At 60.0% G+C, this 20,019-nt stretch carries 12 protein-coding genes and 6 pseudogenes; 11 read left to right on the top strand and 7 right to left on the bottom strand.

What is annotated here, in order from left to right:
* Nucleotides 1–133 precede the first annotated feature (133 nt).
* Nucleotides 134–1,188, top strand: a pseudogene (locus AC0L3S_RS19025) (IS110 family RNA-guided transposase).
* Nucleotides 1,189–1,422: 234 nt separating this feature from the next.
* Here the strand turns inward: AC0L3S_RS19025 and AC0L3S_RS19020 are convergent.
* A pseudogene (locus tag AC0L3S_RS19020) lies at nucleotides 1,423–1,687 on the bottom strand (transposase); the annotation flags it as partial.
* A 1,615-nt stretch (nucleotides 1,688–3,302) separates the two neighbouring features.
* Between AC0L3S_RS19020 and AC0L3S_RS19015 the strand changes: the two are divergent.
* The 9 genes and pseudogenes from AC0L3S_RS19015 (at nucleotide 3,303) to AC0L3S_RS18975 (ending at nucleotide 11,418) form a co-directional block, all read left to right on the top strand.
* Nucleotides 3,303–4,070 carry an outer membrane protein gene (locus AC0L3S_RS19015; protein ID WP_219685555.1) on the top strand — a complete coding sequence of 256 codons (768 nt, stop codon included), beginning with the start codon at nucleotides 3,303–3,305 and terminating at the stop codon, nucleotides 4,068–4,070.
* A gap of 1,079 nt (nucleotides 4,071–5,149) precedes the next feature.
* Nucleotides 5,150–5,272: a hypothetical protein gene (locus AC0L3S_RS19010; protein WP_259219214.1), complete on the top strand. Its 123-nt coding sequence runs from the start codon at nucleotides 5,150–5,152 to the stop codon at nucleotides 5,270–5,272.
* Nucleotides 5,273–6,247: 975 nt separating this feature from the next.
* Nucleotides 6,248–6,640 (top strand): annotated as a pseudogene (locus tag AC0L3S_RS19005) (transposase); the annotation flags it as partial.
* Between the two features lie 456 nt (nucleotides 6,641–7,096).
* Entirely contained in the window at nucleotides 7,097–7,540 is a 444-nt protein-coding gene (locus AC0L3S_RS19000; protein WP_259219216.1) for an LLM class oxidoreductase, read from the top strand.
* A 54-nt stretch (nucleotides 7,541–7,594) separates the two neighbouring features.
* Complete coding sequence (locus tag AC0L3S_RS18995; RefSeq protein ID WP_259219217.1) at nucleotides 7,595–8,050, top strand: LLM class flavin-dependent oxidoreductase; 456 nt, start codon at nucleotides 7,595–7,597, stop codon at nucleotides 8,048–8,050.
* Entirely contained in the window at nucleotides 8,043–8,390 is a 348-nt protein-coding gene (locus AC0L3S_RS18990; RefSeq protein WP_259219218.1) for an LLM class oxidoreductase, read from the top strand. The genes AC0L3S_RS18995 and AC0L3S_RS18990 overlap by 8 nt, the downstream gene beginning before the upstream one ends.
* Nucleotides 8,391–9,318: 928 nt before the next feature.
* Entirely contained in the window at nucleotides 9,319–9,462 is a 144-nt protein-coding gene (locus AC0L3S_RS18985; RefSeq protein WP_219685556.1) for a hypothetical protein, read from the top strand.
* Nucleotides 9,463–9,879: 417 nt separating this feature from the next.
* Nucleotides 9,880–10,662 carry a YggS family pyridoxal phosphate-dependent enzyme gene (locus AC0L3S_RS18980; protein ID WP_259219219.1) on the top strand — a complete coding sequence of 261 codons (783 nt, stop codon included), beginning with the start codon at nucleotides 9,880–9,882 and terminating at the stop codon, nucleotides 10,660–10,662.
* Nucleotides 10,663–11,262: 600 nt separating this feature from the next.
* Entirely contained in the window at nucleotides 11,263–11,418 is a 156-nt protein-coding gene (locus AC0L3S_RS18975) for a hypothetical protein (protein ID WP_259219376.1), read from the top strand.
* A 549-nt stretch (nucleotides 11,419–11,967) separates the two neighbouring features.
* Here AC0L3S_RS18975 and AC0L3S_RS18970 read toward each other — a convergent pair.
* From AC0L3S_RS18970 to AC0L3S_RS18960, 3 genes are all read right to left on the bottom strand, one after another.
* Nucleotides 11,968–12,087 carry a glutamine amidotransferase-related protein gene (locus tag AC0L3S_RS18970; protein ID WP_310473295.1) on the bottom strand — a complete coding sequence of 40 codons (120 nt, stop codon included), beginning with the start codon at nucleotides 12,085–12,087 and terminating at the stop codon, nucleotides 11,968–11,970.
* A gap of 343 nt (nucleotides 12,088–12,430) precedes the next feature.
* Nucleotides 12,431–12,682 (bottom strand): Dabb family protein, encoded by a 252-nt coding sequence (locus AC0L3S_RS18965; protein WP_259219370.1) that lies wholly within the window; start codon nucleotides 12,680–12,682, stop codon nucleotides 12,431–12,433.
* Between the two features lie 989 nt (nucleotides 12,683–13,671).
* Nucleotides 13,672–14,361 carry a methyltransferase gene (locus tag AC0L3S_RS18960; protein WP_259219220.1) on the bottom strand — a complete coding sequence of 230 codons (690 nt, stop codon included), beginning with the start codon at nucleotides 14,359–14,361 and terminating at the stop codon, nucleotides 13,672–13,674.
* Nucleotides 14,362–15,805: 1,444 nt separating this feature from the next.
* Here AC0L3S_RS18960 and AC0L3S_RS18955 point away from each other — a divergent pair.
* Nucleotides 15,806–16,474 (top strand): helix-turn-helix transcriptional regulator, encoded by a 669-nt coding sequence (locus AC0L3S_RS18955; protein ID WP_259219221.1) that lies wholly within the window; start codon nucleotides 15,806–15,808, stop codon nucleotides 16,472–16,474.
* Between the two features lie 18 nt (nucleotides 16,475–16,492).
* Here AC0L3S_RS18955 and AC0L3S_RS18950 read toward each other — a convergent pair.
* The 3 pseudogenes from AC0L3S_RS18950 to AC0L3S_RS18940 all read right to left on the bottom strand — a co-directional run.
* A pseudogene (locus AC0L3S_RS18950) lies at nucleotides 16,493–17,839 on the bottom strand (aminotransferase class III-fold pyridoxal phosphate-dependent enzyme).
* A gap of 128 nt (nucleotides 17,840–17,967) precedes the next feature.
* Nucleotides 17,968–18,192 (bottom strand): annotated as a pseudogene (locus tag AC0L3S_RS18945) (hypothetical protein); the annotation flags it as partial.
* A gap of 286 nt (nucleotides 18,193–18,478) precedes the next feature.
* Nucleotides 18,479–19,519 (bottom strand): annotated as a pseudogene (locus AC0L3S_RS18940) (Tm-1-like ATP-binding domain-containing protein); the annotation flags it as partial.
* Nucleotides 19,520–20,019 lie beyond the last annotated feature (500 nt).

The raw sequence follows: 20,019 nt of genomic DNA, 5'->3' as shown, positions 1-20,019 counted from the left end.
GCACAAGAACTTCACGATGAGTCCTCGTGGAGATGAGAAACCGTGCGCTGTGTGCTTGACTGGGGACATCAGAATGGGATGACCCGCCCCGTCCTCTCAGTCAGACTGAGTTGGCTTTTGAAAGGAGGAAGCAATGAGGACACGGAACAAGCCCAGGCCGGCAACAGTGTTTGGGATCGACATTGGCAAGAACCTTTTCCACGTCGTTGGGCTCGACGCCGCCGGAATGCCGATCCAGAAGGCGACCTTTCGGCGCGATACGCTCTTGCAGTTCTTCGAACGTGCAGGACCGGCTTTGGTGGGGATGGAGGCCTGCTCCGGCTCGCAATGGTTGGCCCGCAAGATCGCCGCCATGGGGCACACCGTTCGCATTATCCCAGCTCAATTCGTGAAGCCATATGTGAAGTCCAACAAAAATGACATCATCGATGCCGCGGCGATCGCCGAAGCCGTGACGAGACCAACGATGCGCTTCGTCGAGCTAAGGTCGCCTGAGCACATTGACCTGCAAGCGCTGCATCGTGTTCGCGATCGGATGATGTCGCAACGGACGTGCCTCATCAATCAGATGCGCGCTTTTTGCCTGGAATATGGGATCGCCATTCACCAGGGCGCCGGCAAGTTCAAGGCTGATCTGCCGAGGGTTTTGGCCGATCAGATCGAATGATCTAACCTCGGCGATGCGTCGCATTCTTGCATCTACATTTGACGAGATGCGGCAGCTGGAGCTGCGGATTGCCGAGGTCAACCGCGAGATTGAGGCAATTGCCTCTCAAAGCGATACCGCACGTCGATTGATGACCATCCGGGGCATTGGTCCGCTGGCCGCGACGGCGCTTTTGGCAGCAGCTGGATCTGCCCGCCAGTTCAAAAAGGCCCGCGATATGGCAGCTTGGCTAGGTCTTGTCCCGAGAGAATATTCTACGGGAGGCAAAACGAAGCTGCTGGGGATAAGCAAGCGCGGCAATCGATATCTGCGCCGGATGATCATCCATGGCGCGCGTTCCTGCGTGACTCATCTTGATCGCTCGCGATACCGCCTTGGCGCGTGGCTTGATGGACTTCAGGCACGCATGCACACTAACAAGGTCACCGTCGCCTTGGCGGCCAAGAGTTGCGCGGATCGCATGGGTGGTGATGACCAAGCCCGGCGCAAGCTATGAACGGCGGGATCCGGCCTTTAGCTGATCCCGTTTGTTCCAGACTGCGAGGTGCGTGAAGGTGATGACGAAACAGTCGATCGGCGCGCCGTAAACCCTGTGCAAAAAAGCGGGCTTCGAGCCCGAACCATTTATCTGAGAACGGCACGCGCGGATCTCATCATGGCCTGGCCGCAACAGCGGCCCACTTGCAAGAGGCCGGATACATTTGTGCAGACTGCATCGTCCTCATTAAACGACCTTGCACGGGCGGGGCGGGTCATACATTCTTTCCCACGAGATCCTTCAGCGCCGCATTGTCCAACATGGCGTCTTGCCAGAAGCCGCTTTAGCTTCGTGTTCTCGTCCTCCAGCGATCGCAGTCGCTTGGCCTCCGAGACGTCCATCCCGCCGAACCGGGCCTTCCATTTGTAGATGCTGGCGTCGCTGACACCATGCTTGTGGCAGAGATCGGCGACCGGAACCCCGGCTTCGTGCTCCTTCAAAATCCCGATGATCTGTTCTTCCGTAAATCGCTTGCGCTTCATGCTCTGGTCCTCGTCTTGGGCCAGAACGAACTTCAAACTGGATTAAGCCCGAGGGGCAAGGTCACCGTCCACGATGGACAGGCAAGCCGCTACAGATTGCTGTGGTTGGCATGGCGGGCACAACGGAGGCGACGACGCGGCCAAGGTCTCACCGTGAGACCTGCGATGTCGGAGTTCCGCCCAAAGGACTAAACCGCTCGCGCGGTAGAACGCCGCGGCTGGCGACACGGCGAAGCAATAGGCGACAACTCATCGTGACGAGCGGGGCAATTAGCCCGTAGCTGGCGATGATCCGATGATCGAGGACGTGCTGATCTGGAAGTTCGTGGCGGAGCACCAACCATTGCACAAGAGCCAACTCGAACCCTCGATCGCGATTGTGTGCAACGTCGCGCTCGTTGGACCCAGTCCAGGAATCTCGACGTAAGCAGGGTTACAAATGCGGTGATGCTCTTGACGAGCAGTTCGAAACAGTTTCGGCTCTGATAGCTCCGGGGGCTTTCCAGCCGCCAGAGATCAGTTTGCCTCATGGCCTTCGAATATCGAGGAGCTCACGTTTAGATTGTGTGGTGTGGTATTTTTGCTATAGCCAAGCCATTGAAAGTACAGGTGCCGCCAAACATTAAATCCCCATAGGCGATCGTCCTGATCGTCTGAAGGTTGTTCGACGCGACTAGCTCGATCACGCGGCATTGTCCTACGTCCCCCCAGCGCGGTTTCCTCCTTTGGAGGCTTTCGGACGCCGGCCCCCGTGTGCGCGGCAACACCGTCATGGGGCCGGCATCCGAAACCCTTCACAGAAGCGGACATTCGGGCTGGCCTTCAGCAAGTCCGCTTTGTGCACAACACAAGGCGACATGCCAATGGGCAGGGAATGCTCCGATGAGCGGCAGTGGTGACATGGTAGACACGATCGAACCCGCAGGGCATTACCAGCGGCACTTGCTCGCCATGCAGGCTCACCGTCGATCAGGCGAAGGGGCGACCCGGTTGGCTTCGCCGGCAGCGGATGCCAAAAACTCATTTAGCAGGTGTCGCTTGATCCTGATCGGTTCACGCTCGCCTTGGGAAGCGAGCAAGAGAACGCGCTCGGCAACTTCCAGAGCAGATCGCTGCTGCTGACGAGTGAATGACGGACTGGAAAGAACCTCGTCTAGAACGTCGCGGAGCAAATGTACCGTTGCCGTGTCGTATGCCATGCGCCAATACCCCCTCTGTCGAAACAATATGCGCCGTAGCGGTGGCGCAAGGGAAAGGAAGTGAAGCGTCGCCGGGCTCGAAATAAGCGTCCCGGCAGCGCTTATTCTCTAACTGAGCGCTGAAATCCCAGTTGTCCTGAATTATGCAATGGTCATGCCACAAGTTTGTGACGCCGGTTCGCGCGAGGGCTCCCATACTGCAGTCCAACGGTCGACCAGAGCCCCCGCTCGCGATTTAATGCACGTTGGCGGGCATTTGGTTCCCGGCAATTCTTATTAGAAATAAGGATTGCAACGAAACATCTGAGCCGGGTGTTGCGGCTTGGCTACATCAACCTGCAGGCGAACGGGATAGCATTGATTCCCTAGGTGGGCTTCGTGCCTTTTTTGAACTTCTTCTGGGGAGATTTCTCGTAATGAAAAAGCTTCTGATTGTCGCAGCCGGGATGATGGCCGTAGCTCTATCCGCCCCTGCGTCGGCGGCTGATTTGGCGGCTCGCCCATACACTAAGGCGCCGCCGCCGGTGGTCGCTCCGATCTATGACTGGACCGGTTTCTACATCGGCGCCAACGGCGGCTGGGGCCAAACCCACAGCTGTGTGGATTTCGTTACGCTCGCAGGGACAGTCGCAGGCGGTTGCGCGGATCGCTCCGGCGGCCTTGTTGGCGGACAGATCGGGTATCGCTGGCAAACCAATCAGTTTGTGTTCGGACTGGAAGCACAGGGCGATTGGGCTGACATCAAGAACACGCGCGTCAGCCTGATCGATCCGCTGATTTCAACCACAGGGAAAACCGATGGCATTGGCCTCTTCACGGCCCAACTCGGTTGGGCATGGAACGCATCGCTGCTCTACGTGAAGGGCGGCGCGGCCGTCACTCACAATCGCTTTGACGTGTTCAACAACATCACCGGGGTCGGCCTCGCCTCGGCAAGTCACACGCGCTGGGGCGGCGCCCTTGGCGTGGGCTGGGAATATGGTTTCGCACCGAACTGGTCGGTCGGTGTTGAATATGACCATCTCTGGATGGGGCGTGACAACTCCTCCTTCGCAGGCGTGGTCACGCCCGGTGGCGTCACCCTCTTAGGGAACGGCGTCAAGCAGGACGTGGACTTGGTCACGGTGCGCTTTAACTATCGCTTCGGCGGCTTGGGAACAGTTCCTGTCGCCGCGAGATACTGACTTCATCTAGACGCTTTGTCAGGACAGTGGGCCGGGCATTTTGCCCGGCCTTTTGTTTAAAGCCATGTCTGAGAAAGATACAAAGCGCGCATCAGATCCAGACTGAACCGCCGAGAAGTTGCGGAATGCCTCAATGCCGCATTCGAGACTGGCGACATCGCCGACAGGTGTCGTGCGATTGAGGATGCTGTCCGTCTGCACGACATTTCGGAGCTCGCGCGACGTTCTGGGAATCACACGAACAAGCCTTTACCGCGCGTTCGCAGGCGGCAAGGCGCATCCGAATTCAGCACCGTCTTGAGCGTTTTGCACGCGATGGGTTTTCGGTTGCACGTTGACCCTGCGCGTGCACGCTCAGGTGAGGACGACGCATCACAAAGGCTCAAGCGTCGGCCCCACTTCCGCGTCGGGTCAACGAACGAAATCGGAAATCGCGGCCTTGCGGCGGGATGTCTGCTTTGCCCCGGGCGGACATAGTGATCGTGAGTCGAGGTGATAACACGCTGCGCGGACCGTCGCGGCCACCCTCCGCACAGTCGGGTCGTCCGGGTCCCTCTGGGCGTGTCAACCTCCGCAGGGCCGCGCGACCGCGACCTTTGAGGGTATTTGGAGTATTTGGGGTTTCTGATTTCGAACTTCCTTTCGTACCATCTCGCACACAAAGGCTGGTGCGCGATATGGAGCCTACCGGCTGTGGGTGCTCAAGCAGCAGAGCAAGTAGGCCCGACAGGACCATAAACCTTTGTATCGTTCCATCACCCCTTACGTTCAATTGAGCCGCTGATCGCGATCGTCTAGCTAAGGGTATGCGGTAGCTCCCTGCTATCGTTGCCCTCCTTGGGCGTTCCTCCCTAGACTTGGGCCGCTTGTGGCAACGCAGGCGGCCTCCCTTTTTGTATGGCCGTCACGTCCCGCAGCAATTCGCGATCTGTCATGTCGCTGTCCTTCTCCCTGAGAGGGTGGCCCAACCGCCAACGATCACGCCACCAGCGGCGCGACCATGATGGCGATCATCGCGATGTACCCGAAGAACGATACGCTCAGCGAGCGGCTCAGGCTGTATGTCTAGGAGTGCTTCCATGCTGCTTGAAGAAGAGATCAAGCTTCACAGGTTCGCCGGTATCTCGCCAGACCAGTCTTTTACCGAGGCTGGCCGCCACTGCGAGGCGGTGGTGGCCGCCGATTACAACATGGTCATCTGATGTTTGGGCGATGATCTCGCCAGCTTCGTCCCCGATGAACTTTATGGGGCCCCGCCTCCAATCGAGAGCGCCGGTCAGCGGCGGCCGCGATGGAGCAATCTATCTAACCTCGTGCGGGCTCCGGGCGTTCCAACCCATAAAGAATCACGGTTTCCGGACGACGTGCGCCACTTCGCGCACCGCTTTTCTGTGCCAACTCGCACAAAATAAACGGGGATACGCGAAGTGAAATGTATTTGTAGCGGGCCGTCGCGCCGTTCCCCGCACAAACCCACGCCCTCAAAAGGACCCCGCCGACCATCATTCGGAGGGGCGCCATCGTCAGAGGGCAGCGCGGGCACGGCAGCGGCATGGCACAAACTGCATAGATCGCCTCGAAGAGACAGATCAGCCATGCCCGAAAGAGCGCCAAAAGACACTTATTCGCCGCGGATTGCGCGATACCCTCTCGACAACGAAAAGGGTTCGGTGCCGGGATTCGTGCACATTGTCGCCACGCGGTCGGCCTGGTCGGATTGGATCGAATTGCGGATCGCGGCCGGGTTACTGTCGCCACGCACATCGCCACATCCAGGTCTGCCACCGTGAGCGGCACGATCGCGCTTACCGCGCGAGCAGTTCTTGGCAAGAACGGCGCACCGCGCCGCGAGTCCTGCTCACCCTTGGGATTCGCCGTGCGCCCCTTCAAGGTCCGTGGGACCATCCTCTCGTGACGGCGATCACTGTCCGTTGCGGCGGTGCTTCCTGCTCGAGACATCGAGAACCAGGTTCGCAGTTTGATCAAGGAATGTGGATTTCTGTTCCCTCGCGCGATCGGCCAACAAATTCCGCAACCAGGTCAGCGAACTCTTGGGCGTCGATCATTTGCTTCTCAGCGTGATATCGCCGCTGCTCTCGATCCATGAGAACGTTTGTCAACAACAAGGTAAGTTCGACAACGAGGTCCGCCGGTTGGCAAAGCTGGACGACACGACGCGTCGCCTGATGACGGTCCCGGGGGTCGGTGTCGTGACGACCCTAACGTTCCGCCACACGATCGATGACCCCTCGCGCTTCCGATCGGCTTCGACGGTCGGCGCCTATCTCGGCCTTACGCCGAGGCGCAGCCAATCCGGCGAAACCGACACCAACGGAAAGATATCTCGATGGGGCGACCGGCTTCTCCGAACTTACTTGTTCGAGGCCGCCACTGTTCTTCTTTATCGAACCCAAAAGTGGTGTTCCCTAAAGGCGTGGGGCATGAAGCTCGCCAAGCGGATCGGTATGAAGAAGGCAAAGGTCGCCATCGCCCGAAAGATCGCCGTAATTCTCCACTGCATCTGGGTCGATGGCACGTCGTTCGACTGGGGCCAGCCGAAGCCAATCTGATATTTGCTCGCAAGTTCCTGGTCCGGTCCGCCGGACTGGCGATGTCCCGCTGGGACGATGGTCGTGGTGACCTCGGTCAATCGGCTGGTGGCGGTTCGCCCGCACTCCGCTGCAAACGTTGAGGCGCCCCGATCCGGACATCATCATGAGGCGCTCGCGACCTCGGAAAGGACCAAGACCCCAGCTACGACATCAACCCAACCCGACGAAGCCGCGAACGACGTCGATTGCCAAGCCCGCTAGGCAATCGTCTCGCCATCCGCGATCGCTCCGTCTCTGCAACCTGACCAGCTCCGACGGAGCAATCGCTACCGGCGTGTCACTGGAGAAAGAATGGTAGCTTGACAACAAACCGCAATTAAAGCGCCGATTGACAGATTCACTGCCAACTGCCCGATCTATAACACGCTGAAGCGCGGCGGCCCCGTCGAGATCTCATGGAAAGTGAGCTGCCCCATGCCTGACAAGAAACTGCATCTTGCCGCCTTTGTCTCCGCGGGGCCGGTTTCCGGCAGCCATGTCGGTTGGCGGCATCCGAAGGCGGGTGGCGACCTGCTGTCAGCGGCTTACTACCAGAATATCGGCTGGCTGCTGGAGCAGGGGCGGTTCGATCTTCTGTTCATTGCGGACATACTCGCGACCCCGGACGCGCTGGGCGGCAGCCTGCATAGCCAGCTTCGCTATGGCGCGCTGGGCCCGCTGCGGCTCGACCCGCTGGTGGTGCTCTCGATTATCACGGGTGCAATCAAGCACCTCGTCTCGGCGCGACCATTTGACATCCTACGCCCAACCCTATGTGCTGGCGCGCGCTCGCGAGGCTCGATCATCTCAGCGGTGGCCGCGCCGCCTGGAATATCGTCAACTAGTTCCAGGAGGCGGAAGCGCGCAATTTTGATTTGACCGAGCAGCTCTCGCGCGAGGGGCACTACGAACGCCGTCGAATTTCTCGAGGTCGTGAGCAAGCTGTGGAATTCGTGGGAGGATGGTGCGCTGGTCCGGGATCGCCAGACGCCGCTGTTCGCCGACGCTGCGCGGGTGCACCGGATCGATCATTCCGGCAAATGGTTCAATGTGCGCGGCCCGCTCAATGTCAGCCGGCCCCCGCAAGGACGTCCGGTCTTCATCCAAGCCGGCGCTTCGGATCGTGGCCGCGATTTCGCTGCGCGATGGGCCCAGATCATCTTCGTGACGCCGGGCCTCATCGATGTCGCCGTCGAATTTCGCAACGACTTGCGCGCCCGGGCGGTCCGTTTCGGCCGCGACCCTGATACAGTCAAGGTGTTGCCCGGCATCGTCCCGGTCATTGGCGACACGGAGAAGCAGGCCAAGGCGCTAAACGACCAGCTCCACGAATTGTCGCATCCGCAGTCCGGTCTCTCGACTTTGTCCTATCATCTCGGCGTTGCCTGAGAATCTCGACGTTCCCGGCGTCGAAGGGCACTATCGCGAGGCCTCCGAACTGACGCGGCGCTCAGGCTTGAGCCTTGCTGAGCTAGGACAGCGCTACGGCGCGGGGAGAACCACCAGCGGCTTCGCCAGCACTCCCAGCACGGTGGCTGATCGCATGCAGGAGTGGTTCGAGGCGGGTGCTTGCGACGGCTTCATGTTGCAGGTCCCATATCTTCCAGGCGGCTTGGAGGAGCTGGTCCACGGCCTCGTGCCGGAGCTGCAACATCGAGGTCTGTTCCGCACTGAGTACGACGGCTCGACCTTGCGCGATTCGCTCGGCTTGCCCCGGCCAGCGGGCTGAGGTCGCCCATGCCCACCCGACGCTATGCTCTTTAGCTTCAGCCACTCCCACGATACGCAGCTCAATGAAGTATCGTGAACGTGCGACGAATCTCCATTTACCGCCTGAAAAAACACGGCCTGCGACCAGCAAGTAATTGATAATGCTCAGTGCGCAGATAACTCTCAATCAGTGGCCTGGTCAGTCCACTCAGGCAACAAGCGCAGGAATCTCTTGCTCAATCAATCGCAACAATCGGGTGTTGCGCCTCCGGAATTTGAGCGTATCGGGCACTCCGCGACCCTTGTTCCGCCGACGCAGCGCAAACCTTAGCATCTGGATGTGGGTCGGACATGGATTTAGCGATGAAGGGCTGGGTGCGCAAAGTTCAAGCCGCTCAGCGCCGGACTCATCGCCGTTTTGTCCCTGAACGGACTCAGTGTGGACGTGGGCCGGTCCGATTGAGCCCGGCGTCGCCAAAGGCTACCGTAGTAAATGGCGTGTGCGCCCGGTGCTTCTGCGGAATTCGCGGCTAGTTCGCTCGAGAAGCAAGCCGTCTCAGCTCCCAGCATCTTCGGCACCGTCGACCATCTCCAACTTGCGCGCAGCAGTCAGATGACAGTCGCGGCCTTCGGATCCACCACTCCACATTGAGACCAAGCTTGTTATCTCCCGCGCCTCTATTCACTCTCGACGCGCGAAGTCGACATCGCGATGACCCTGGACACGCCCGCCACGGGTCAGGTGACGTCGCAAAAGCGGACTGACTACACGCTCGATCTCTAAAGGGCGGAACTATAAGTCAAACACCGCCGCTGGCCCAAATCCTTGGTGGATCTAGCGGGTCACGTTTTGTCGGCCTACATCCCCGAACTGCTTTCCACGGAGAAACCTATCGAAACTCGGTGATCGCATCCAGGTCCTGCCAACAATTCGCAGCACGAGCGTGATGGCGCAGGCCGATGCGGTGCAGTATGGAGCGGCGATCGGCGCGCTGCTGACCTTTTTGCCCTCGGGCTGGCCGCTTCTGAAAATGTTGCGTCCGAAAAAAGTGCGGCTCTCGGATAGATACTCGATTGCCGTCCGCGTGTGACGGCTGCACCGATAAAGGCCGCTCTCGACGCCATTGTAGTGGGTGTTCCTGCCGGCAAGCGCACGTTTCTGCATCGTTGATGGTGAGGCGCTCATCGTCAGACCAGAACTGCCCCGATTTGAACGAATATGAACCTTACTCGTGAATGGAGCGGCGTGAGTTGTCTCTCCCGAGCAGCACAGAAGTTTCCGTGCTGTCCTCCCTGAGCCAGAGCGGCGAGTTGGGCGATGGCGGATCGCGAGATCCGGAGCACCTTGTCTGGGATTAGGATCGTCCCTATGGGGGATACGGCCTCGATTATGCGTCGATGGGAGAGGTTCTGACGAACTAGCCGGACTCGACTCTGCTTTATGTGCTACCGAAATCATTGGCCTTTGCCATGTCAAACACCATGGACGTGGAAGCGAGGAATTCGCGATGTCGCAAATGAATAGCGTCCGATTCACGGACGATCCGCGCTCGTTATTGCGCGCCAATCTTGATGAGCTTGAGCAGCGCATAGATCGGGCTTGTATGCGGGCTCGCCGCAGGCGTTCAGAAGTTCGTGTTTTGCCTGTCAGCAAGACCGTACCCGCCGCGATTATCCGTATCGCATCCGAACTCGGCCTTTGCGAGTTCGGCGAGAACAAGGTCCAAGAGGCGGAGAGCAAGGTCCGCGATTTGGCCGACCTGTCGTTGAACTGGAGTGTCATCGGTCACCTCCAGACGAACAAAGTGAAATCGATGGTCAAGTTCGCGAACGAGTTTCATGCGTTGGATACCTTGAGATTGGCCGAAGCGCTCCAGGCCCGCCTGAGCGCCGAAGGCCGGCATCTCGACGTGTTCGTCCAAGTCAACACCTCGGGTGAGGTGAGCAAATACGGTTTGCCGCCCCACGAGGTAGAGGATTTTGTTCTTCGGCTGTCCGACTATCCAGCCCTTGTCCCTCGCGGCTTGATGACTCTCGCCGTCCTGAGCGGAGAGGCGGACAAGGTTCGCGAATGTTTCAAGTTGCTGCGGGGGCTTCGAGACGCACTCCGCGATAGAACATCGACGCGACTTGATCTCCTTTCAATGGGGATGACAAGCGACTTCGAGATAGCAATCGAGGAAGGTGCCGATGTCATAAGAGTTGGTCAGGCGATATTCGGACCTCGGCCGACCAAGGACGGACAGTATTGGCCCGGGCTTCCTCTCCCCACCAGCGCGCTATCCGAGTGAGGCCGCGGGACCTGCCGCGAGTTCTGTTTCGTCCGTCGCCTGCCAACAGCAGAGTGAAATCACCACACCAATGCTAGCAAGTCGCCCCGTCACGATCCGCATGACGCCCCTTGTGAGCTGACCAGGCTCGGTGGCGCACCCACTCTAAGTCGACACGCCGGAGCCTCGCCGATTGCAGGCGGGCCGCCCAACGGAAAACACGGCAAATTTCTCCGCGACTAGGAACACTAGGTGCCCGCGAGGTTCTTCTGCGTCAGGGTTAGGGCTTGCGGAGTTCTCTTCCATAGGTATTCAGATCGTGATGGACCATACAGGCGACAACCGACATTGTTTTGACCAAAGCGACCTGAAGGGCCTGGCCGGGCCGAGCCGCGCTTCAACAAGCTGACAGGCCGCGGATTATCGCTGTCAACCGGACGGCGGCGGGTGATCTTAGACCCGTACGGGCATTTGATCCGACTGCAGATGAGACGCTGCTCTGTTCGTGCCTTATCGGGACTAGCCAGACTCGCGGCGCGGCAAATGTTTTTGTTTAGACGTAGCGGTGTCGCAACTAGCGCGTTTGCGCGCGGGCACCATAGTTTTGGAGCTTGATGAAAAATGCAGCCTAAGATCGGGTGGTGTTTCGTTCTCGAACAAGCGCTGGTAGCCGGCGACGTGATGCTTGCTCAGAAGATCGCGCTCGAGACCGACGAAGCCGCAGTGCTCGCGCTTGCCAACCGGTTTGTCCGAGACCGCCCGTCCTGCCCCGAGTAGTACGGCGTACTTACTAGTCCGCTCATGGGCGGGGCCGCCGCCTGTGACAGTGGCAGCCCCTAGCCGCGAAGGCACCGTTTACGCGATACATCGGCAGCTCCGCGGCTACAGGTAAGCCTCAACCCAGCGATCGCCTTCTGCAATGTGATCCACTTGTTAGCCTTACCGGGCGCGAGTGGTCCTCTGCTGATGATCTCAACACTTGCCATTGTTTCGCGTGAACGCCTCGCGCAACTGCCTCCGTGAGCAGGGCTCGGTGGGTCATTGAGATATGCGATTGTTAGCCTGCCCGAAAGATACCTCAGGGTGCTAGCTTCGCAGAAGCAGGGATTTGCCGTCGCATCTCGATGAGCTCGAGCGCTCCCTCTCTTGACGCCCGCATCAAGATCAAACGCACGCGCGTGGCCGGGCAACGAAGCCGCCGCGCCGAATACAATGGCGCGCCGGCTTCGCATTGGGTGAACCCGGATGGGGCAATGACCGGTGCCTGAACGTAACGCTCCGATGCCTCGCCGCCCGCATTTGTGACACCGATCTATACGGCCGCGTTTAAGAAAGCTCTGCAAGCCGCAGGTAGTTTGCGAATAGTGCGTCCCCTTGCGATGCGAGTATCGACTCCGGATGGAACTGCACGCCGTATGTCGCTTGATTGCGATGGGCAAGAGCCATGATCGCCCTGTCCCAGAGCGCTGTCACTAGCAGAGCGCGAAGTGCCAACCCTCGGATCACCCACAATGGTCTCTCCGTTGCAAAATAGCTTTCCCGTCCGCAATCATATAAGCCCAGAAGGGATCGCACGTCACATACGAATGCTGCCCGAGTACCGCGTCGCTCGATGCGCTATCCAGGAACGTGAGGTGCCTCCGTTGCGAGGGGCCTCGCACGGCTGTGACGGGCTCAATCCACTGCAGTTCCGCTACTGCATGACTCTGTCGCTCAGCGATATATGGATGATCGTAAGTCGGCCCGGCGAAGGCGAGCGTTATATCACCAAAAAACCCCTATATGCCTGTCAGCTAACCACGCCCGTAGCGAGGGCCTGCCGAACATACTGGCTCCGCATCTGCAGACATGCTGCAGTCGCCCGCGAGACGTAGCTCTCGCAGCGGCTTACCTGCCGGATCGATTGCTGGTAAACCTCGTGCGCTTTATAGGGTTCGAGCTGGCCTTCGTTGTCGAACTCACCGTAGACGATCACGTCAATTTCGTTTAGCCGGTCACTCTTGCAGTTGCGAGCGACTTCAAGCCGGCGTGCGTACGGGATTTTGGCGAGAACGGAGAGGGCTTCGACTTTTGTCGATATATGCCTTATCTTTTGCGGTGAAGAATACGATGTGTCGAATCATAGTTGGCCGTCGGTAGTCCCGAATAATTGCGGTTTGATTTCGCGGAAAGCGAAGCATCTTCGCCAAATCATGCAGGACTCGGGCAGCCGTCCAGTGGCCACCGCACGGCAGGCGCCCTGCACAATGGCACTGCCTGGTGTTTAGCTGAATCTCCTTCGGCCGCTACTCCGCAAGGTGGACCATGTCTGAGACCAGTTTTCGCCATGCAGTAAGAAAGCGCCTGATCATCAATCCCCGGGACAAGTTTAAGTATGTGACTGCGTCGACGCCATTAGCTTTGCGCGGACGATGAAACGATCTCACTTGCTGGATTGAGGCATAAGAACTGCAGGAAAATGCGGCTCGTTTGTCGAATACAGGCGAGGCGCCGTCATAAAGCTGAGGGGAAAGAGCGCCGCCAACCCCTGAAGCGTTGATGTCGAGGCATGACTTCAACTCTTAAAGTGCTAGCCGGCTGATCACCGCAGAGAGATCGCTCGTGAAACTACACTCAACTTGCGTGGCGATGGTCCACCCCTGCCGCCGAGTTCGTTTTACAAGTTCGCGATCGTCGTAGCGTAGCGCATCGAGCCCGCAACGCTATCTCGCCCACAGCGTCAGATCTCACTGTCAGGGCGAGGAATTGTGCCCGTTCCCCAAGACGCGTCCGGCCGAACCGCTCGAGCCCGGGCGGGATTAATGCTCACCTAGCACTCCGCGGTAAAGCCAACCGGTGTGTTCTGGGAGGCTATTGTCTGGATCACGGCACCGGAGCTGCGATGTCTCTCGACGGTCGCGATCGAGATGCGCACTCGCTGCACGCGGCCAAGCGATTTCAGCTCGGTCGGGAACATGCAAATTGGCCTGATCTACTGCACCGGCAAGCGCTGACGTGATGGGTCCCGCGCGCTTCTTGGCCAATAGATTTTCATCGTGCGGATAGCTTCCAAACGATGCGGACGTGCCCGCCTGGAATGGTCGGTCGGAAAATATGCATGTCTCTGACGCGCAGTTTGCTCTCCTCGATCAGGTTCATGACATGCCCAACGTCTCCTTGATCGGAGAAAATCACATACATCGCGCCCTTCGGACTTAACCAGACGTGCGCCCCTCCGACCGCGGCGGCCATGACCTTGTGATCTTCATCGAAACACGAACGCTCCAGATCGTCATTGGCCTTGCGGTTCCAATAGGGGGCGGCAAAGATAATGGTATCAAATTGTGCTCCAGGTTGTAGCGCAGCATAGGTGTCACTCTCGAGGGCTTCTGCTCGATCCCCATAGCCTAATCGCTCGATGTTTATCTTCGTCGAGAGAACCGCCTGCGGATTTATGTCGAGAGCGACTAGACGTCTTGCCCCGGCACGGAGTGCTGCAAGGCCCAGCACACCGGATCCGCACCCAAGATCGAGTACCGCCGCGCCGGGCTCGATGTGCCATTTCGAGATCAGTGCGTCCGGTGCGTGACTTAGGCGCGGTGACAAAACCCCGGGCAGGATGTGCAAAGACATGCCGCCGACTTCGACATCGTGCGGATCATTGTTCAAACGCAGTTCGGCCAACATTGCATCGACGTCTGTTGTTTGGCTGCGTACGGATGCGCCGAGTTGGGTGATCACTTCAACCTCCATGAGTGCTTAGCGCGCGGCGGCAGTAGTCCAGGGCAGCAACACGGTGGGGCCAGACGCGTGCGAAACCGGCAAGCCGTTCAACGTTAAGCTCGATGATCGGGCTGAGAAGGTTGATCCGCTCGGGCGCGGTGTTGTACCTCTCGGATATGGCCCAAGGAAGATATCGCTCATCTGGCCGCGCCCACTCGCTTGGTGTCGTAGCCCTCAATAGCAACGTCCATGCCAAGCGTTGGCCGGATTAATTTCGAGCGGGGTCTAGACATGCGGCCGCACGGCGGCTGAAATTGAAGTGCTGCAAACTCCTTGACGTGAATCATCGTGCCTCACGCGACAGAAGAGCGCAGTTTACGGGCTGTTCCAACCATACAATCGAGCGCACAAGTCGGCGGCCCCCGGGACGCTGATCACAAGCGCCCTACCGTGAGCTCGCCACACGGTCCGGCTGTCTGCTTAGCCTTCAGAAGGCCCCGAGCACTCGATCGGCATCATCTTCCGTAACATCGTCGTGCCGCTGATGTCTGGACGGCGACGATCAGGCGAGAGACGCGTTCTCATCCTGGTTGTCGCGCCATAAATGTACGCTTGAGAACAAAATGTCGGAATAGGACAAGGGCTGAGCCGTACGTGTGTTTGAAATGCGGAGCGCACCATATTGCGCGAGCGGCACGGCAATTCCCGGATAAGCAACAGGAGCTGCCGCGCCGCCGCCGGGGAGCGGCGCCATTCCTGAGCCCGCTTCGTTCCGAAAACTCGCAATTGGCTAGCCTCGGACGACGCTCCCGGTTGGTCATCGCCTTATTGCTCCTGTGGGAGGCGGCTCCAAGGCTGGGGCTCCGATCGGTTGCCGCGGATCGTCACGGCCGCCGGCTTGGTTGCCGATCGGGCTGCCCGAACTGGCATGCAATGGGCGACACATCTGATGCGAATCCGAGCAATCCCGCCCCGGGCACTGCAGGCGAGCAGGCGCTCGTCGAACGTCAACGAGGTTCCATGGTCGCGCTCTCCGCTCTGATGAGCATGTCCATCGGACCGGTCGGAATGGTCCCGCTAGGTGGCGTGCGAATTGAAGCATCGGTTAGATCGAGTAGATCGATGCTGCCCGCATTGTGCAACGTCGCGCAATGCGAATTCATTTTGTTTTGTCTCAATGCAGGGCGTCACGATGTGATGCGGCTTGTGCGTTCGGCAATCAATCGGTCGTCGAGGCCGGCAATTGGTGCGAGGATCGAACCGGATGCGGCGAACGTGCCGGTGCCGCTGTCCAGTCAATCGGCCAATCGCTGGAGGAGCAGACCGGCTCGGACCTCGGCTCGGCGGCAACTGAAATCGGTGGCCCGGAAATTGCCTAAGTAAGAGCAGTGCCTCTCCCGGCGTCGCCTGCGCGAGGGACTACCAGATGTCCCGAATGGAGTGGAATCGAGGAGGGTTGGCCATGCTGATGCTCATGGGCCGCTCGGACACCGCAACGAACGAAGCCGTGCATTTTGCCCATTCCATGCTGGAGGGCTCGGCGACGGCGTTTTACGAAGTCGACGAGGGCTACAACCTCCGGCGCTTTCTCCTGTCGCGCATTCCGGAGCCGTTTCATCTACAGTATCTCGACGGCATGAGTGCCTTCGACCCGCAGCATCCGAGTCATGCGGGTCACCTTGCGGTGGCGCGCCTGAGTAAGACGATGGCCGGCCAGCAAGCAGGCGAGACAGCACTCTACCGCTCGTTCATCCGCCGATGCGGCATCGTCGACATGCTCGATTTCTTCTTTCGGTGCGACGACCAGATTGTCGCCGGGATCAGCGTCGTATGGGACAGGGAGGCCAGGATCCCGGAGGGCGCCGTGACCATCGCCGAGAAGATGCACCAGTACCTCCAGTTCAACCTGGTCGGCCGCGCCGCCGCGTCCGAGGACGGGCAGCGCTACGCGCTGACCAGCCGCGAGATGGATGTGGTGCGGCTGTTGTGCTGCGGCCGCACCAATCGCGAGATCGGCGAGTGCCTTAAGATCGGCCAGGCGACCGTGAAGACGCACCTCATCCACATCTTTCAAAAGCTCGGCGTGGAGACGCGCTCCGCGGTGGTGGCGCTGATGGCGCGGCCGAATTAGCGGCCACGCCTGCCTTCATCAACCAGTCGCAAGGCCGTGGTCGATCGCGTGAGCGATCGTCCTGGCGTCCTCGGCCGTAATAATCAACGGCGGAGAGAGGATAATATTGCTGCCGGAGACGCGCACCATCACGCCGGCATCGTAGATGAAATCGGCGATCTTTCCGACGCGCTTCTTGTCGAGCGCCTTCTTGCTGCCGCGGTCGGCGACCAGCTCAAGCGCCGCCATCAAGCCCTTGCCACGCACGTCGCCAACGATCTCGCGCTTTTGCTTGAGAGCCGCGAGCGCCTCGTTGAGGATGGCGCCGGAGGCCTCGGCCCTGGTGTCGAGCTTAAGCCGCTTTGTTTCGGCAAGCGCGGCGATGGCGGCCGCGCAACCGACGGGATGGCCGGAATACGTGTAGCCATGGCCGATCGAGCCGAAGCTCGTCTCGTCGCTCTCGAACGCCTCGGCGATTTTATCGCCGATCATCGTGGCGCCCAGCGGGAAATAGCCCGATGTGACGGCCTTGGCGATTGTCATCATGCCCGGCTTGACGTTCCAGAGCCGCGCGCCGCACCATGCCCCGGTGCGGCCGAAGCCGGTGACGACCTCGTCCGAGATCAGGAGCATGCCGTAGCGGTCGCAGATCTCGCGCACGTCCCAAGAAACTCAAATGCGGCACGATGACGCCGCCGGCACCGAGCAGCGGCTCCATGATGAAGGCGGCGATGGTGCCGGCGCCCTGGAATTCGATCTCGTCGAAGAGCGCATTGGCGCGGAGCTGCGCGAGCTTCGCAGGGTCGGTCTCGTTGAAGGGATTGCGGTAAGTCCAGGGCGAGGGGATGTGATAGACGCCCGACAGCAGCGGCTCGTAGTTGCGGCGGAAATTGGCATTGCCGTTGACGGATGCGCCGCCGAAATGCGTGCCGTGATAACCCTTCTTCAGCGCCAGGAATTTGGTGCGGTCGCGCTGGCCCTTGATCTTCCAATATTGCCGTGCGAGCCGCAACGCGGTCTCGACGGAATCGGATCCACCCGAGGTGAAGAACGCGCGCACCATGCCCTCCGGCTTGAACCATTCGGTGAGCTCATAGGCGAGCTCGATCGCAGGTCCCGTCGAGACGCCGCGAAAGCCGGAATAATAGGGCAACTCCTTGAGCTGGTCGGCCATCGCCTTCTTAATCGGATCGCAGCTGTAACCGAGCGTCACATTCCAGAGCCCCCCGACCGCGTCCAGCACGGTCTTGCCTTCGATGTCGGTGACGTGGATGCCCTCGCCCTTCATGATGATCCGCGGCGGATGATCCTGCATGTCTTTGGGATGCGCCATCGGATGCCAGATCCGGCGGCATTGTTCTCGATGAGAAAGTTGATTTCGGGCATGGGTGGCTCCGCTGTCGAAAGGCAAGGCCGAGGATGTGGAGGGCCTGCCGGTAAGAGTTCTGGGGATGTCGAACATCGAACCAGACGGTCGAGAGCCCGCAGGCGATCGCACCCTTGATGTTGCGTTCCTGGTCGTCGACGAACACGCAGGCCTGCGGCGCGAGCTCGAGGGCACGCCGCGCGCGCGACGGACGAAGGTCTGCATATCCCACCAGTCCGCGCCGACGAGCTGCCGACCTCCCGGCTGCGAGTCCGCCAATACTCGCGCTCGGACAATTCTCGGCGAAGCCCGGGTGATTGATGTGGTCCTTGATCACGTGAAGCTCGATCGGCGGGCGGATCGCAGCAAGCATTTCCGTGACGAAGGCGCTGAGGCCTTCGGGATCGTACAGCGTCTCGCGGTCCTGATCCCATCACGGCGCCATAGGCGTGGGGTCTGGCTTCAGGATGCCGGCATGCGTGGCGTCGACGATTATCTCGAATGCCCGAGCAGCGGCCGCTTGCGCCGAAACTCCGCGCCTTAGAAGAGGTCGAGGCTGGTTGGAGAGAATGGCGACCTTTGCGGCCGGCTCCTCGCGCGATCCGGATGGCGCGCCCGGCTTCGGGGCGGATGATGAGCATCGGATCAGCGCTGGACGCGCCGAACGGAAGGACGAAAGCTACTGGCGCCCTCGCCTCCGCAAGCTTCGCGGCAACGGCGCGCGGCTTCCGTCGGCGATCGACGGCACCGGAGGTCGCGGACGCAAGCAGGCGATTATGCGCATGGAACGGACGATGGGCGAGTTCCGTCGGCACCGGCAGCCAGGCGGGAAAGTCCACCATGTCGATGGCGCCAGGCGCGACGATTTGCGGAATGCCGTTCCGGCCGGCATTCATCAGACGGTCCGAGCCGGAGTTTACCACCGAGCCCATCACCTGGTTGGCGACCTCCTGAAGGCTGAGGTCGAGCACCGCGGCAAATCCGCCTTGCGCTGCGATCGACTCCATCGCACGGCCGCCCATGCCGGTGGTGTGGAACACCACGACCTCGTAGCCGCGAGCCTCGAGCTGCGGCTTCAGCTCGACCATTTAGCTGAGGCAGCTCTTACCGAGCGAGGTCAGCGCTAAGATCGGGCCCTCGGGCCGCAGCCTGATGGCGCCGCGGGCCGCGCCGACGATCGCGCCGCAGGCCTGCGACAGCACCGCCGTGCAGGTGCCGTTGAGGCCGTAGAGGCCGCCGGCCCACAGGATCATCATCAGATCGGCGGCGATGCGCTCGGGGGGAATCAGATGAGAAAAGGCGATGGTCGACACGATCAGCTTTGGAAAGCCGAGCGGCAGGGCGAGCGCGACGTCGAGCGCGAGGTCGGTGCCCATGGTGCCGCCGATCGCGATCATGGCGTCGATCCGGCCCTGGTCGCAGTGTTGCCGCGTCAGCCGGGCGGCGCTGCGCGCCATCAACGTCATCGACGAATTCTCGTCGCCGCTCGCGATCACGGCGGCGATCGTCGTGTCGGCGGCGGCGGCCACCGCGTGCTTGTCGTGCGCTGCCTTGTAAGGGGGATCGCCGAGCACGCTGACGTCCATCAAGACGGTCTCGCCGCCGGCGTCCGCAATGCAGCGCTGCATGAACAGGAGCTCGTCCGACGTAGTGTCGCCGGTGCCGATCAGCAGGATGCGAGGGCGTGATCTGTTGGTCATGGAAGGCCGGTGTCGGCGAACGGACGCGCAACGGCCCATGTCCGAGCGCAGTGAATGTTGCCGCAACATTATGGATTTGCTGCGATGCATGATATCCACCTATCGGTGGATTGTGAGAAATGTCGCATCGAAGAAGGACCGTCGGCCTCATTCTGGTGTGAAAACAAATGTTTTGAATTCCTCGCAGATGCCAGCGCTTGCTTCAGCACCTCTCGAAATCATCGCCCACGCCGATATTTGAAACTCACAGAACGCGCGAGGACGCTTGAATTGCCGTGCTTGGAAGACTCTTTGCACATTCGCGCCTCAGACTCGCTGATCATTGAACTGCATAACTGCTTGCTTGCGAAGATCGAAGCGTGTCGTGTCGATAATTCGGCAACCTTGTCGCGAACACGACGGCAGGCTTTACAGAAAGCGGGAACACCGCCGAATTCCGACTGGCCTAAATCCTGCACAACCCTGATGGCCAACATGTCGCCGACCCACCGCTGAGCTAC

The organism is Bradyrhizobium sp. Ken01 (assembly GCF_055807355.1).
Note: the sequence above shows the minus strand (reverse complement) of the source record. Positions and strands in the feature narration are given on the sequence as shown.